The following is a 16078-nucleotide window of genomic DNA, read 5'->3' on the forward strand; positions in this document are numbered from 1 at the left end:
TAATCTTAATCAAGTTAAAAGGAGGTAAGGGATGTTTGAAAAACTTACTATTAATGAGGTAGATCTTTTAGGAAAAAAGGTACTCATTCGAGTTGACTTTAATGTACCCCAAGATAAAGATGGTCACATCACTGATGATCGTAGAATTAGAGAAACTTTACCTACTATTAACTACGTTCTTTCTCAAAAAGCAAGAGTTATCTTAATTTCTCACTTAAGCCGACCAGAAGGTAAGGTAGTAGAAAGTATGCGGCTTAATCCTATTGCTAAAAGATTAAGCGAACTTTTAGGTAAAGAAGTTAAAAAGCTAGATGATTGCATAGGAAAAAAGATAGAATTAGAGATTGATAAGATGGAAGAAGGAGAAGTTATCTTATTAGAAAATGTGCGGTTTTATAAAGAAGAAACTAAGAATGACCAAGTCTTTGCTCAAAAATTAGCTGCTTTAGGAGATATCTTTGTAAATGAAGCTTTTAGCGCTTCTCATCGAGCTCATGCTTCCGTGGCAGGAATTACAAATTTTGTTCAAAAAGCAGTAGCGGGGTTTCAAGTAGAAAAGGAGATTGAGTATTTAGGTAAAACCTTAATTCGCCCCAAAAGACCTTTTTTAGCTATTTTAGGAGGAGCTAAAGTTTCTACTAAGATAGGGGTAATAGACCATCTCTTAGAAAAAGTTGATGCGATCTTAGTTGGCGGAGGAATGGCTTACACTTTCTTAAAAGCCTTAGGTAGTTCTATCGGTAATTCATTATTTGAAAAAGCTGAGCTAGATGTGGCTAAAAAGATTTTGGAAAACAGCAAAAAATTAAGCACCCCTGTTTATCTTCCTGTGGATCACTTAATAGTTAAATCAATTGATTCTTCCGAATACGGCAAAATAACAGAAGAAATACCAGATGGTTGGATGGGAGTAGATATTGGTCCGCAGACCATCGATAATTATATTGCTAAGATACATAAAGCCATGACTATTGTCTGGAATGGACCGATGGGCGTATTTGAAGTAGAAGCATTTTCTAAAGGAACTTATGCCATTGCCCAAGCTATCGCTAACCATAAACCTGCCACCACTATTGTTGGTGGTGGAGATTCAGGTGCCGTCATAGATAAATTAGGGATAGCAGATCAATTTACCCATGTTTCTACTGCTGGAGGAGCTCGTTTAGAACTATTAGGAGGAAAAGAGCTTCCCGGAATTGTCGCTTTAACTAATAAGTAAACCTTATTATAGCACTTATTAATGAAAATTTGACATAGAGCAAATTAATTTGAGGGCAAACAAGTTTATCTTTTATTGCTCGGTATTATTTCCTATGTCCGGTTTTCGTTAATAACTACTATAGATGTTTACTATCTAATAAGATAAAGATAAATTACGGTTACAAATTATTCTTAAGTTTTTCTTTTTTGATATATGCAAACCATTAATTAAGTTGACATACCTCGTAGGGAAAATCCACCCCCTAACCCCCGCCAGCGGGGGACAGCCTCGTGGATGTCCGTTGGTTTCGTTGCCTTTTCGGACAAGGACAAGCCTATCCCCCGCCAGCGGGGGACAGCCTCGTGAATGTCCGTTGGTTTCGTTGCCTTTTCGGACAAGGACAAGCCTATCCCCCGCTGGCGGGGGTTAGGGGGTGGAAATACAACTATTATGTCAAATTATTTATCAGATTGCATATAGTAACTATCATTGCTATCAAAAGAAAGGAAAAGGTTATGCGAAAGCCTATCATGGTTGGTAATTGGAAAATGAATTATCCTGTTTCTGAATCTTGTCATTTAGCTTTCCAGTTAGTAAAATCTCTATCTTCTGTAGAAGATGTAGAAGTAGTCATCTGTCCTTCTTTCACTTCTCTTGATCCAGTAGCCAAATTAATTAAGAAAACTAACATTAAATTAGGTGCTCAAAATGTCTATTTTGAAAAAAAGGGAGCTTACACTGGAGAAATATCTCCTCTGATGTTAAAAGATCTAGGTTGTGACTATGTAATTGTGGGACATAGTGAACGAAGAAAGTACTGCCAGGAAGATAATCCGATGATTAATCTTAAGATTAGAGCAGCTATTGAGGCTGATCTTTTCCCTATTTTATGTGTAGGGGAAAATTTAGAAGAACGAATAAGAGGAGTTCATGAAGAGATTGTTTATATTCATATTACTGGAGGCCTTTTAAGTTTAAGTAAAAAAGAAGTCGAAAGAGTAACCATTGCTTACGAACCAGTATGGGCTATTGGCACAGGAAATACGGCTACCCCGTCCGATGCTCAAGCTATCCATAAATTTATCCGAGAAACATTAGCTAAGATTTATGATCAAGAATTAGCTAATCATGTTCGTATTCAGTATGGAGGAAGTGTCACTCCTGAAAATATCAGTAGTTTAATGGCTCAACCAGACATTGATGGAGCTTTGGTTGGCGGAGCAAGTTTAAATGCTTCTTCTTTTGAAAAGATTGTCCAATATAAAGGGTAGGTAAGCGAAGGATAGAAAGGAAAAAGTGTGCTGCAAGAGATTATAAAGAAACTTTCCTTAAAGAATGAAGCTAAGATTATCTTAATAGTCATTGATGGATTAGGAGGAATACCTAATGCTGAAGGAAAGACAGAATTAGAGACGGCTTGGACACCTAATTTAGATCAATTAGCTCAAAAGTCTATTTGTGGATTGACTTATCCTCTTTCTATGGGCATTACCCCTGGAAGCGGACCAGCCCACTTAGCTTTATTTGGTTATAACCCTTTTAAGTATGAAATTGGTAGAGGCATCTTAGAAGCTTTAGGAACTGATTTTCCTTTAGAATCAAATGATTTAGCCGCAAGGGGTAATTTTGCTACTATTAATCAAGAAGGAATAATCGTGGATCGTCGAGCCGGAAGAATTTCTACCGAAATTAATCTAGAAGTTTGCAAGCTTTTGCAAGGAATAACCATTAAAGGAGTAAAGGTATTTGTTACGGCGGTAAAAGAACATCGTTTCTTAGTTGTTTTTAGAGGAGATAACTTAATGGAGAAGGTTAGCGAGTCAGATCCTCAAAAGACTGGTTTATCAGCTTTAGAAGTTAGACCTTTGGATTCTACGGCTAAATATACCGCTGAAGTTATTAATGAGTTTGTCAAGATAGCTAAAGAGAGGTTAAGAGACTCTTATCCTGCCAATATGGTGCTCCTGAGGGGTTTTGCTAATAATATAAAACTTCCTTCTCTGCAAGAAGTTTATAAATTAAATCCCGCTGCCATTGCTATTTATCATATGTACAAAGGATTAGCTCGTTTAGTAGGGATGAAGATTTTAGATAGTGGCGAAACATTAGAAGATCAAATAAAAACTTTAGAAAAAAACTTAGCTATTTATGATTTCTTCTATTTTCACTTTAAAAAGACCGATAGCTTTGGCGAAGATGGTAATTTTAGTCAAAAAGTAACTATGATAGAAAAAATTGACTCTTTATTGCCCAAAATACTAAATTTAAACCCGGAAGTCCTTGTTATTACTGGGGATCATAGCACTCCAGCTATACTTTCAGGCCATAGTTGGCATAGTGTCCCTATCCTTATTCATTCTAAAACTACAAGAAGGGATGGAGTAGATAAATTTTCTGAAAGTAGCTGTATTTTTGGAGGTTTAGGTAAATTTGAAGCGATAAATGTTATGCCGCTTGCCTTAGCCCATGCCTTAAAGTTATCAAAATTTGGCGCTTAAGCAAACTATGGTCTTAGTAAGATTTTATGGTTAAAACTTATCTAAGGTTCTTTCTCTTGATCGTGATCTTAGAGATGAACTTTGTTACTACCTTATATTCCCAAATAACACCCCTTCATTGGAAAATTTATGAAGATATCTTTTTAGAAAAGGTAGAAGAAACTACTTCTAAAAAACCTAAAGAAGATCACCTGAATAATAAAGAAAGCCAAGAAATAATTCTTCCCAAGAATAAAGAAGAAAATATCCTACTCCAGGATTACTATCAAGAAGATAGAAAAAAAGATCTCGGAGAAGAAAAAGAAGAAGAAATAGATGAAAAAGAGATCATCTATGTAGAGCCCCCTTATAGTCAAGGTAAAGTTATTAAGGATGAGGCGGTGGATAAAAAAAGAGATCTTATTCCTCCTGAATATCCTGAATATATTTACCATCCAAAAAGAGTAAGGGAGCCTTTAAGCTGGAGAGAAATTCCTTTAGAAAAGCGGCTTAAGTTTTTAGATTACCTGGCTGAAAGGTATACTCCAGGCATAGGGGTTGGAATAGGGTATGCTTTTTTTTCTCCCCAAGAAGTAAAGAACTCTTTAGAGAGATGGGCAAATAATATTTATAGCTATTTTTCAAAAAATTACTCAGAAGATTTACCTGAAAGAGAAAAAGAAGATATCTTTGTAATACCTAAAGATACAGAAGGAAAAGAGATTATTGAAAGGGCAGTAAATAAATACCAAGGTTTAGCTAAAGAAAGAGTGATTCGTCCATTAGGAAGTGCTTTTTACAACCTTAATCTTTCTTTTCAAGTAAAGCCAAATTTTTTTCTTGGATTGGGTCTTGGGAATATATCTTATCTAAGTTCTGCTATGGTAAATTATTCTCAAATAAAAGACGAGCGAGATAATAAACTTACCGATGATTCCGATGACACAGAGATTTATACTATGTATTCTGGGGATTTTGCTTTTAAATATTCGATAGAAGCTAATGCTTTTCCTTTAAGGATAAATGGCTTTCTTAAGTATCCTTATCTGAAGTTTAAAGATACTCATCTCTATACAGGAATAGGGCTATTGATTATTCCTACTATTTTAAAGGTAAATTCTGGGACTACTAAGGACCAAGAAGAAGTATATTCTGAGGCTAAGTTAAAATTTTTTAAAGTAGGCTATGGGGTCTTGTTTTTTCAAGGTTTCAAATTAGATATCACTGACTGGCTTGGTCTTGAGGGAGTAGTTGATTATAAAATAGCTTCGGCTAAGAATTTTAAAGATGACCAAGGAAATTATGAAGCTAATAAGATTTGGTATTTCAAGCCTTCTTCTTTTGGTATGGATTTTACAGGTTTTGGATTTAATCTTAGTTTAAACATGGCTTTTTAGGAGGAAAAATGGTCACATTTTTAATCATTACTCATATTTTAGCTTGTTTTTTATTAATTACCCTTATTTTATTGCAATCAGGCAAAGGAACAGATTTAGCTTCTGTCTTTGGCGGTGGAAGTAGTCAGAGTGCTTTTGGTCCTCGTCGAGGAAATATTTTAACTAAGATCACCACCAGCATAGCGATTATCTTTATGATTACTTCACTGTCTCTTACCATATCTTCTTCTCGTCAAGGTTCTATTGCTAAAGAAAAAGGAATAGTAAAAGAGAAAGTAGAGAAGAAGATAGAAAAAAAGGCTGGATCTAAAAAAGAAGAAGTCAAAAAAGGAAAAGAAGAAAAGAATAGTTCAAAGAAGTAACCTAAGATTTACTTTAAGCTTGGGAGATCTTCTCTAAAAAATTATTCCTTTTCTATTACATAGTTAATAAGACTTCCAATTTTCTCAATCTTAACTTCAACTTTATCTCCTATCTTCATTGGACCTATACCAGCAGGGGTTCCGGTAGCAATTATGTCTCCAGGAAGAAGAGTCATAATCTGGGAGATAAAACTTATTAGATAAAAGGGAGAAAAGATCAAATTAGAAGTATGAGAAGACTGCTTTAATTCTCCATTGAGATAAAGAGCAATATCAAGATTGGTCGGATCTAAGTCAGAAATAATTTTTGGCCCAAGAGGAGAAAAAGTATCAAATGATTTAGCCCTTGTCCACTGGCCATCTTTCTTTTGAAGATCCCTCGCCGTCACATCGTTAAAACAAGTATATCCTAAAATGTAATTTGGAGCTTCCTTTACCGAAACATTCTTTACTTTGTCCTTAATCACCAAAGCTAATTCTGCTTCATAGTCCACTTGATTAGCCATTTTTGGATAAATAATTGGTTCTAAATGGCCAATTATCGATGTAGAAGGCTTAAGAAAAATGATTGGCTTTTTGGGAATATCCATCTTAAGTTCATTAACGTGGTCTAAGTAATTTAAACCACAAGCTATGATCTTAGTGGGTTTAAAAAGAGGTAATTTTTTCAAGTGTCAGTCACCATTCTTCCCAAATCAGACTTGCTTTAGCATCTCGACTAGTTCCTGATCCAACGCAGCCGGCGTGCTAATCCACTCGTTTTCGCTGCGAGGAATCACCCTGCCGAATAGCCCTTGTAGGTTTCCAACCATCCTATGTTACGTTTAAACCATTCTTAACTTGCTTGTCCATTACGACCATCGATAATGTTTCTTCATCCTTAGCGGCTAAGATCATGGCCGAACTTTTTATTCCTCTTATGGTAACAGGTTCTAAATTTGTTATCACGGCTACTTGTTTACCTACTAACGTCTTTTTTTCGTAATATAATCTCACTCCCGCCACACACTGCCTTTCTTCATCACCTAAGTCTAAAGTAAGCACATAAAGTTTATCTGCATTAGGATGCTCTTTTACTTCTTTAATGATCGCGGTCTTAATTTCTATCTTTTTAAAATCATCAAAGGTAATCATTTGAGTGTCACCAAAATAGAACAAAAGCTACTTATTCATATGAATATTAGTTTATTTTCCCAAGACAATCAAGTAGAAAAATTGCCCGATTGTTCGATAAGTTATAAGGTGTGATTAAAAAAGCTGGACTAGAATCAAATTAAGCTTCTTTTTAATTCAAACTTGGGGAAAATTCATTAATGTTTCTATGAAAATCGTAAAAATTAAGTTAATCTGTTTCTGCTATCTTTTTACAAAGTTGGGGAATTTGTAAAATAAAGAGGTTGACCTTGACCAGGGGTTTACTTATTATATGATAGGATCTAAAAGTTTAATCCTTAATATTGATGAGCTAAAGATGAAAAAATTTTCTAAGAATAACTTAGTCATAATCTTGCTTTTAATCTTCCTCATAACTTCTCTAAAAAATGGTTTTTCAGAAGAAGTTTTTCCTCAAAAAGAGACGGTTCAGTCTTTTTTGGCAAGCTCCCAAACCAAGGAAGTAAAAAAAGACCCTAAAGATGAGAAAGGAGAAGGGGACAAAACTCCTGATGATGAATTAGATCTTAAAAAATTTTTTGAGAGAGATATTTCTGCCATAGAATCACACATTAATTTCCAAGGAAGAAAGATGATCGAAGCTAAGTTAGGAAATTCTTATTGGGTTAAAGATAAGGAACGAAAAGATAAGCCTCCTTCTGGAGGATTAGCTGCCGGAGTTGATATTAATCAAGAACTACAAGTAAGAGTCTTAGGAAATATTCAAGATCGAATCTTTACTGATATTGATTATGATGATACCGTTACAGATACTCAAACAAGACAAAAATTTCATATAGAGTATAAAGGCAAAGAAAAAGAAGTCGTTAAGGAAGCTGCTTTTGGAGACTTGCAATTATCTCTTCCTAATACCGAATTTGTTTCTTATAATAAAAATTTATTTGGAATTAAAGCAGCAGTTAATTATAAAAAACTAAGTGTTATAGCGGTAGCGAGCCGTACCAAAGGAATTCCTGAAAGTAAGACCTTTAAAGGATATTCCGAACAAAGAACGATCGATATAAGCGATACAAATTTTATGGAAAGAAAATATTACCAAATTTTAGCTTATTTGCCTTATTTGTCACCACCAAAGGAGATAGGTAAGACTTTGCCCCTCGAAGTTGGGTCAGTTAAGATTTATTTAGATAATAGAGTAGGTAGTGATAACCAGAAGGCAACTACGGCGGCAGGAAAAAGTTTTAATAACCAAAATTATTATCGAGGTGAAAATAGCTTTGATGAGCTTTATCCTATCAGTGATTATGTCATAGACCACCAAACTGGAATGGTTAGTCTTCGTAAAAATATAGGCCAGGACAATATTATCTTAGTGGCTTTTAAGTCAACTTTAGAAAAAAGAGGATATGATGATCTTGGTAATTTAAATAAAGAAGACCTTCTAATGATTAAAGCTGCTTCAGATATTCCTACGAAAGAAGGCTATAGCTCTTATAATAAAGAATATTATAAATTTTTTGAACAAAATGGTTATTACTCCTTAGAGATGAATAGTATTAATTTAGATGATAAGGATTTCTTGTTAGAGATTAGAGATTTAAACAATAAAAATTATGATGATAAGAATAATAATAATGTTAGAGATGGGGATGAGGATGCTTATCTATTTATCTTTGGTCTGGATAAGAATAAAGATAATTTAGTAGATTATGAATATATTGACGTTGATTTTGGATTACTCCATTTTCCAAGCTTCACTCCCTTTCTTTTAACAGACGATGACCAGCGCTCTAATAAAGACTTATATGATACCCCTAATAAAAAGCCTAAATATAAGATTCATGTAGAATATAAGAGTAAAAAAAAGGAGTTTTTTTTAAGTCGAATTAATATAGTGATTGATAGTGAAAGAATATACTTAGATGGAAAACTACTTAAAAAAGATCAAGATTACCTTATTGATTATTTTTCTGGTTGGATAACTTTTTTAAGAGAAGAAGAGATTGACAAGCAAAGCGAAATTAAGGTTGATTATGAATATATGCCTTTTGGGGGATTATTTAGGAAGAATTTATTAGGGGTGAGAGGAACATTAGATCTTAGTAAGAATATTTGCCTTGGATCTACTTATATCTACGAAGGAAGTAGTCAAGTTAGGGAGATTCCTGAGATTACTTCTTCTCCTGAAAGCTTAAGTCTGATCGATATAGATACTAAGATTAATATTTCTTCTATGATCGGGGATCTCTTTAATCTTCCTTCTAAAGATTGGCAGATGGCTATCTCTGGAGAGATAGCTAAATCTCAACGTAATTGGAATACTTTTGGAAAAGCAATAATTGATAATATGGAAGGAAACAAAATAAGCTACCATGTTTCTTTAGATGAAGATTCTTGGAATTTAGGATGGCTTTCTTCTGGTGAAAAAAGAGGAAAGTTGCTTTATAAGTTAGAGTCATATAATGAAAGAGCAGGTCCTTATAATGAAGAAGTGGGTCATCTAAACGATGAAGAAAAAAAGAATTCTTTGGTTTTAAAGTATGAAAATACTTTAGAGCAGAGGATAAGTATTGTCAATAGCCTTTCTAACCCAGGAGTTGACCTTTCAGGATATAAGTATTTAGAGATTTGGGCAAAGATACCAAAACAAGCAAGACTTTATCTAGATTTAGGAATGGTTTGTGAAGATGCTGATGGGGATGGAATATTGGATAGTGAAGACAAAAATAAAGACCTCTTACTAAATTCTGGAGAAGATACAGGATGGGAGTTTAATGAAGGAAAGGAAGTTATAACTAAGGTAGGAAAAGGAAATAGTAAGATAGATAGTGAAGATTTAGATAAAGATGGAATCTTAGATACCCAAGAGAAATATTTTACCGTAGAAGTAAAAGATACTTACCAATCTACCTCTCTTCCAGAAAAGACTAACCCGGAGTGGAAGTTTTATTTAATTCCTTGTTTGGATATAGAGAAGACCATAGAGGGAAGTAATGAAGAAAAGAAAAAGCTGTGGGAGGTGATTAAGCATCTTCGCCTTAGAGTAGAAGGAGGTGAAAGTGGTGAAATTAACATCGATCAGATCTCTTTTGTGGCTAATAAATGGCAAGGAAAGGATATCATCGTTAAATCTTTAAACAGTCAAGACAATCCAGAGTATAAGTCTCTAAAAGATGACCTTCAATATGGTAAAGACTTTAAGGATCTCTATAAATATGTAGATCTTGAAAAAGAAGAAGCTTTAGTCTTAAATTATGACTTAGAAAAAAATAAAGAAGGATTTGCTTTTTATAAATATAAGAAGGCTCAAAATTATACTGGTTATAAATACCTTAATTATTTTGTTTATGGAGATGGAAAGGGAGAAGAGTTTTTTATTTGGTTAGGAAACGATGATCAAAACTATCTTAAATATAAGAGTAAGATGGACTTTACCGGCTGGAAGTTAATAAAGGTAGATCTAATAGAGCTTAATCGACATCTTCTTAAGCTTCAGTTAGGAGGTTCCCCTCCTTATTCTTTCCAAGAAGGTTCTTATGAGATTAAAGGTAATCCTTCTTTAAGTAATATTAATGAAGTTAGATTAGGGATAAGAGGAGATGGACAAAAGGGAGAAATTTGGGTTAATGAAGTCTTTCTATCAGAGAATATGATTAAAGAAGGCCAGGCAAAAAGAGTTACTATTAATACTAACTATAAAGATTTTTTAAACTTAAAATGGAGTAAAAAAGAAATCGATAGAAATTTTGAAAACATAGACCGTGTTTCTCCTTTACAAGATAAAGAATGGCAAAATTTTGATGCTTCCCTAAGTATAATTAAATGTCTACCTATGAATTATAGCTTTCAAAAGGAAAAAACTTTGACTGATCCGGCAGAAGATCCCGTAAGGAGTGAAAATATAACTATCTCCAACTTTGGCCAGAGAATCTTTAGGCAGCATAACACCGGGGTAAAGTTTTCTTTACCCAAGCTACCTACGGTTAAGGCTAATTATGTTACCAGTAAGAATAAAAATGATTATCAAAATGAAGAAAGAATGGAAGATAGTAAAGCCTTATCAGTTAATATGAATTATCAATACCAATTTCCTTTGAAAATTTGGATTATTCCAACTGGAGAAAGTCTTAGTGTTTCATTAGTCTGTAAATATAATGGGGAGATTAGAAAGACTGAGTATCCCAGAGAAGCCAGTAAAGATTCTTACCTAAGAGAGAAAGGCTTAGGAAACTCTATCACTATCAATTATACGCCTATCTCCATCTTAGGAATTAATACTTTATTTAACTTCGAGAGAAAGGATCAAAAAGAAAGAGAGAGTTATTATCCTAAATTTAGATTAATTGAAAATAACTATGATTTAAACATCTATAAGATTAAAGGTTTAGCACCTAAAGTTGGTCTTAAATCTTTCCTGAGTGAAGATTACTTAATTAAAGAAAGATACAAGAATGTCAAGACTAATCTTTCTTTTAATGTAGGAAGTAACATTGCATTAGGAGAGTGGTGGTTACCACTAAAGTTAGTAGTCTTTAATCCAAGTTATAGTTTATCCCTTGCCGCAAGTTATGATAAGATTAGTGGAGATTTAAACACTAAGGATACCCTTAAAGAAATTTATAGAGATTATTACCTTGATAAACTTTTATTTAATCATTCTAAATCAAGATCATCTTTAGAGAGCCTTAGAAAGAGTGCTTCTAAAAAAGCAACTTATGATCTTTCTAGCAATTGGTACTTATGGAAACCATTGGATTTATCGATTACTTCTACTTTAGAAAAGAATACTCAGCAAACTTTAAGCTCAATAAGATACCAAGAATCTATTACTTATCGAGGCACGTCAAGATTTAACTTAATGAAGATATTTTCCAAGTTAAAAGATCTAGCTGAAAGTTCGTATCTAATCCTTAACTATAGTCGAAATAAAATTACCGAGCCAGCAATTTCTACTTTTATTTCAATTAACCCTGATACTCTTTGGAGCGTGAATTGGAATAAAAGTTTTCGGAGCAGTCTCTCTATGAACTATAAAGAAAGTAAGAAGATCTATCCTAAAAATACTACCCTTAGCAAGACAGTAATGCCCAAGCTTTTATTAAATTATACTGTTTTAAAACCTAAGAAAATAAAGATTTTATTTACTAAAAAGTATGTTTATTTAAAGAATAGGTTAGAAAATAAGTTAAGTCTAGACGGTGTCTTAAATAAAGAAGATACTGGCCAAACCAAGAAAGAGACCAGGCAATATAATTTAGGCTTAGGGTGTGATTATAAAGTAAAAGATACCGTTATCGTAGAAGTATGGACTAAGAGTGCTTATTTTCAAGATAAGATTGAGAAATATAAAGATTATTTTTCTTATGAAGCTTCAGTAAAAGTAGAATTTAGATTTTAATGGAATAAAAGGAAATGGGGTGTCCCGGTCTTTTCTTAAGAAAAAACAATTATAGTGGAGGTAAAAAATGAATCTTGGGATAATTGGCAGCAGGTATTCTGGCAAAACCAGCTTGTTTAATGCTCTTACCAGCTTAAATGTAGATATATCCGGGTATCAGAAGAGTGGGGTAAATATTGGTGTGGTTAAGGTTCCGGATGAACGAATGGAAAGGCTGATTAAGATGTATCAGCCCAAGAAGATAAGCCATACCTCAATTGAATTTATAGACATTGCCGGCTCGCCTGATTTAAATGAGATTGGAACACAAAAATTGGGACAACTTCGTGAAGTTGATGCCCTTGTCCAAGTTGTCTGCTTTTTTAAAAACCCTGCCTCTAATGCTCTTGAAATTAACCCAGCTGAAGAGATAGAGTCTATAGGATTGGAATTAGTATTAGCTGACCTGGATTCTATCCAGCGGAAGATTGAACGATTGGAAAAGCAAGCAAGATCAGGAGATGTCAAAATTCGGGAGCAGATCAAGACTCTTGAAGGCTTAAAGGAAGCACTCGATAATAATCTTCCCCTTAGAAATAAAAAACTTACCCCTCAAGAAGAAGCCATAATTAATGAGCTTCAATTATTAACTCCTAAACAAATCTTATTCGTAGCTAATATTGCTGAACAAGATATTCCTGGCGAGGTATTTGTAAAGAAGATTCGCGAAATTACAGGAGAAAAGGCGAAGATTATTGCCGTTTGTGCTAAAATAGAGGCAGAGCTTGGCCAGCTCGAAGAGGAAGAAAGAAAGGAATATATGAAAGAGCTTGGCATAGAGAGCTCCGGGCTAAATAAGCTGATTAATACTTGTTATAACTTGCTTGATCTGGTAACTTTTTTTACTTGCGGGCCAAAGGAGGTCAAAGCATATCCTGTACCAAGGCATACCAAAGCTCCCCGTGCCGCCAGCAAGGTCCACTCAGACATAGAAAGGGGATTTATTCGGGCAGAGGTGATGAATTATAAGGATTTAATTGCCCTTGGCGACGAGGCAGCGGTTAAAGAAAAGGGGTTATTTCGGATTGAAGGCAAGGAATACGAGGTCCAAGATGGGGATATGTTTTGTTTCAGGTTTAATGTCTAGCTTTACTTTTGCTTTTTTAGAGAGTGAACATCTTAAAACTAGTTTGTTTATAGCACCTATTAATGAAAATTTGACATAGAACAAATTAATTTAACTACAAGCAAGTTTATCTTTTATTACTCGGTATTATTTCCTATGTCCGGTTTTTGTTAATAACTACTATATTTACACCTTTTAGCTACTGATTCAAAAACCCTATTATAGTTAAAAAGTATTGATAAATTATCCAATTTAAGTCATAATGAAAGAAAGTAATTAATAAAAGGGAGAGAAGATGGAGGTTAAAGATTATCAAAAAGATTTAGCAGAACAATTAAAAGAGTTTTCTGTCTTAGCTAAAGCTTTTAGTGAAACTGGACAGAAAATAAGTTTACTTCAAAAAATATTTGGGCTTTTAAATACAAGTTTTAATCTCCATAACTTATTAGACAAAATATTAGACTATATTATTGAAGTAATTAATGTAGAAGCAGGGTCTATTCTTTTATTCGATAAAGATAATCAAGAACTTTACTTTGAAGTAGCTAAAGGCTCTAAGGCTTCAGAGGTTATAAATTTTAAATTAAAACCAGGAGAAGGAATTGCTGGTTCTGTATTTTTAAGTCAAAAGTCTGTGGCGGTGTCAGAAGTAGATAAAGATGAAAGATTTAAACGAGAAATAAGTGAAAATATTGGATTTGAGACAAAGTCTATCGCTTGTATCCCTATTATCTTGATGAATAAATCTATTGGGGTGATTGAATTAATTAATAAAAAAGATAATAATATCTTTTCTCTGGCTGACATGGAAATTCTTTCTCTGGCCTCTTTTTATCTGGTGAAGATTATTCAAAACACCAAGATTATAGAGAATTTAAAGAATAAACGAAGAGATAGGGAGGGTAGATAGTGAATATCGAAGAACTACTTAATCTTTTAATAGAGAGAAAAGGTTCTGATTTGCATCTTAAAGTAGGTCGACCTCCTCTTATCCGAGTCTATGGTAAATTAATTCCTACGGAACTTAAAATATTAACTTTTGAAGATACTAAAGAATTAATTTATTCTATGCTCAACTCTGCCCAAGTTCAAAGATTTGAAAGAGACTTAGAATTAGATTTTTCATATTCTTATAAAAATATAGCTCGTTTTAGAGTCAATGTTTTTCGTCAGAGAGGAGCAGTTGGTACGGTTATTAGAATGATTTCCTATAAGATTCCAACTATAGATGAGCTGGGTTTACCTTCGGTGCTTAAGGATCTATCTATTAAAGATAAAGGTCTGATCTTGGTTACTGGCCCCACTGGGTGTGGCAAGTCTACTACTTTAGCGGCTTTAATTAATTATATTAATAACAATAGAGAAGGCCATATTATCACGATTGAAGATCCTATTGAATTTGTATACCAAGATAACCTAAGTGCCATTAATCAGAGAGAAATAGAGTTAGACACTAAATCATTTAAATATGCTTTAAAGCATATTTTAAGACAAGATCCTGATGTTATTTTAATTGGAGAGATGAGAGATTTTGAAACAATGTCCATTGCGATGACTGCTGCCGAAACAGGACATTTAGTCTTTAGCACTCTCCATGCTAATGATGCTACTCAAGCTGTAGATCGGATAATTGATTCTTTTCCTGTCAATCAGCAACCACAAATTCGACTTCAGCTTTCTTTAGTTCTTCAGGGGATAATTTCTCAAAGATTACTAAATAAAGCAGATGGCTCAGGAAGAATAGCTGCAGTTGAGCTTTTGATAAATTCACCTACCATTAAGAAACTTATCGAAGAAGGAAAAACCTCCGAAATTCATAAAGCCATTGAATCGTCAGTTCTTTATTATAGGATGCAGACTTTAGATCAATCATTAGTAGAATTATATAATAAAGGATGGATTGCTTTTGACGAAGCTTTAAGTATCAGTCCAAATCCTGAAGGATTAAAGCGTATGTCCAAAGGTATTGATACAGGAGCATCTCAATACTACAATTTATAATGTTTAAGCTGTCAAGTACCAGTCAAAAACTTTAGTTTCTAAGTTAATTAGCCCCCAAAGATAAAAGCCGTAAATCATAAAGTTATTTTTGTCTTGATTTTGCTGGATTTAGCTGATGACTGACACCCGATGTAAGCTGATGAAGACTAATCGAACTTATTATTACCTAAGTGAACGTTGCGCTTGGGTAGGAATGGTGGTTAATTTTTCTTTATGCTTCATTAAACTATGGGCTGCTTATTTTGGAAATAGCAAAGGGATGATGGCTGATGCTATTCACTCTCTTTCAGATTTAATCTCTTCAGGAATTATCATTGTCGGACTTAAAATTGCCAAAAAGCCGGCTGACGAAGAACATCCTTATGGTCATGCCAGAGCAGAGGCTATTTTTGCTAAGGTAGTAGCTATCCTTTTAATCTTGTTTGGATTGGAAGTAAGTTATGTGTCCCTAAAAGCTATCTTTGTTTCAAGTTTAAAACCACTTCACCTGATTGCCTTAATGGCAGCCATTTTTTCTATTGTGGTCAAGGAAAGTTTGTTTAGGTATACCTTGCAAATTGGCAATAAACTTTCTAGTACTATCTTAATAACCAGTGCTTGGGATCATCGTTCCGATGCTCTTTCTTCCTTAGCTGCTTTAATTGGAATTTTATTGACTCTGGCTGGCTATCCTCTTTTTGATCCTTTGGCTGGTATCTTTGTCTCTGGATTGATTATCAAGACTGGAATTTCTATGTTTCACCAAGCTTATGATGAACTAATGAATGGCGTGATTGAAGACGAAATTATGGACAAAATAAGAAGAATAATTGGAGGCATTTCAGAAATAAAAAGCATTAGGGGGCTTAAAGCTTATAAGGCAGGTTCTGAGATTAACATAGATTTAACTATTAGTATTAATGGTAAGATTACTGTAGATGAAGGCCACAAAATTTGTAATTCAATAGAAAAGACGCTTAAAAAAGAGATAGGTTTTGTTAATCAGATTATGATTCATGTTCATCCTTATTAAGACAGACAAAAG

The 16078-nt window shown here is 33.8% G+C and carries 12 protein-coding genes; 10 read left to right on the forward strand and 2 right to left on the reverse strand.

Going from position 1 to position 16078, the window contains the following annotated elements; translation table 11 throughout:
• Positions 1-31 precede the first annotated feature (31 nt).
• The 5 genes from KJ849_05450 to secG all read left to right on the forward strand — a co-directional run bounded on the left by KJ849_05450 (position 32) and on the right by secG (position 5437).
• Entirely contained in the window at positions 32-1219 is a 1188-nt protein-coding gene (locus tag KJ849_05450) for a phosphoglycerate kinase (GenBank protein MBU2599999.1), read from the forward strand.
• 497 nt (positions 1220-1716) lie between these two features.
• Complete coding sequence (gene tpiA / locus KJ849_05455; GenBank protein MBU2600000.1) at positions 1717-2472, forward strand: triose-phosphate isomerase; 756 nt, start codon at positions 1717-1719, stop codon at positions 2470-2472.
• A 42-nt stretch (positions 2473-2514) separates the two neighbouring features.
• Entirely contained in the window at positions 2515-3699 is a 1185-nt protein-coding gene (locus tag KJ849_05460) for a 2,3-bisphosphoglycerate-independent phosphoglycerate mutase (GenBank protein ID MBU2600001.1), read from the forward strand.
• Positions 3700-3725: 26 nt separating this feature from the next.
• Complete coding sequence (locus KJ849_05465) at positions 3726-5075, forward strand: hypothetical protein (GenBank protein MBU2600002.1); 1350 nt, start codon at positions 3726-3728, stop codon at positions 5073-5075.
• An 8-nt stretch (positions 5076-5083) separates the two neighbouring features.
• Positions 5084-5437 (forward strand): preprotein translocase subunit SecG, encoded by a 354-nt coding sequence (gene secG / locus KJ849_05470; protein ID MBU2600003.1) that lies wholly within the window; start codon positions 5084-5086, stop codon positions 5435-5437.
• Positions 5438-5478: 41 nt separating this feature from the next.
• Here secG and KJ849_05475 read toward each other — a convergent pair whose 3' ends face one another.
• Both KJ849_05475 and KJ849_05480 read right to left on the reverse strand, forming a co-directional pair.
• The gene (locus KJ849_05475) at positions 5479-6108 is read right to left on the reverse strand and encodes a fumarylacetoacetate hydrolase family protein (protein MBU2600004.1); all 630 of its coding nucleotides are present in this window, start codon (positions 6106-6108) and stop codon (positions 5479-5481) included.
• Between the two features lie 142 nt (positions 6109-6250).
• On the reverse strand, positions 6251-6571 hold the full coding sequence (locus KJ849_05480) for a hypothetical protein (protein ID MBU2600005.1): 321 nt from the start codon (positions 6569-6571) through the stop codon (positions 6251-6253).
• Between the two features lie 292 nt (positions 6572-6863).
• Between KJ849_05480 and KJ849_05485 the strand changes: the two genes are divergently transcribed.
• From KJ849_05485 to KJ849_05505, 5 genes are all read left to right on the forward strand, one after another.
• Entirely contained in the window at positions 6864-11948 is a 5085-nt protein-coding gene (locus KJ849_05485; GenBank protein MBU2600006.1) for a hypothetical protein, read from the forward strand.
• A 67-nt stretch (positions 11949-12015) separates the two neighbouring features.
• Positions 12016-13074 carry a redox-regulated ATPase YchF gene (gene ychF, locus KJ849_05490; GenBank protein ID MBU2600007.1) on the forward strand — a complete coding sequence of 353 codons (1059 nt, stop codon included), beginning with the start codon at positions 12016-12018 and terminating at the stop codon, positions 13072-13074.
• A 274-nt stretch (positions 13075-13348) separates the two neighbouring features.
• Positions 13349-13963 carry a GAF domain-containing protein gene (locus KJ849_05495; GenBank protein ID MBU2600008.1) on the forward strand — a complete coding sequence of 205 codons (615 nt, stop codon included), beginning with the start codon at positions 13349-13351 and terminating at the stop codon, positions 13961-13963.
• Positions 13960-15054, forward strand: a complete 1095-nt coding sequence (locus KJ849_05500; protein ID MBU2600009.1) for a type IV pilus twitching motility protein PilT — start codon at positions 13960-13962, stop codon at positions 15052-15054. Before KJ849_05495 ends, KJ849_05500 begins: the two co-directional genes overlap by 4 nt.
• Before the next feature lie 139 nt (positions 15055-15193).
• The gene (locus tag KJ849_05505; GenBank protein ID MBU2600010.1) at positions 15194-16066 is read left to right on the forward strand and encodes a cation diffusion facilitator family transporter; all 873 of its coding nucleotides are present in this window, start codon (positions 15194-15196) and stop codon (positions 16064-16066) included.
• Positions 16067-16078 lie beyond the last annotated feature (12 nt).

This window comes from bacterium (genome assembly GCA_018830565.1).
Taxonomy (GTDB): domain Bacteria; phylum UBA9089; class JAHJRX01; order JAHJRX01; family JAHJRX01; genus JAHJRX01.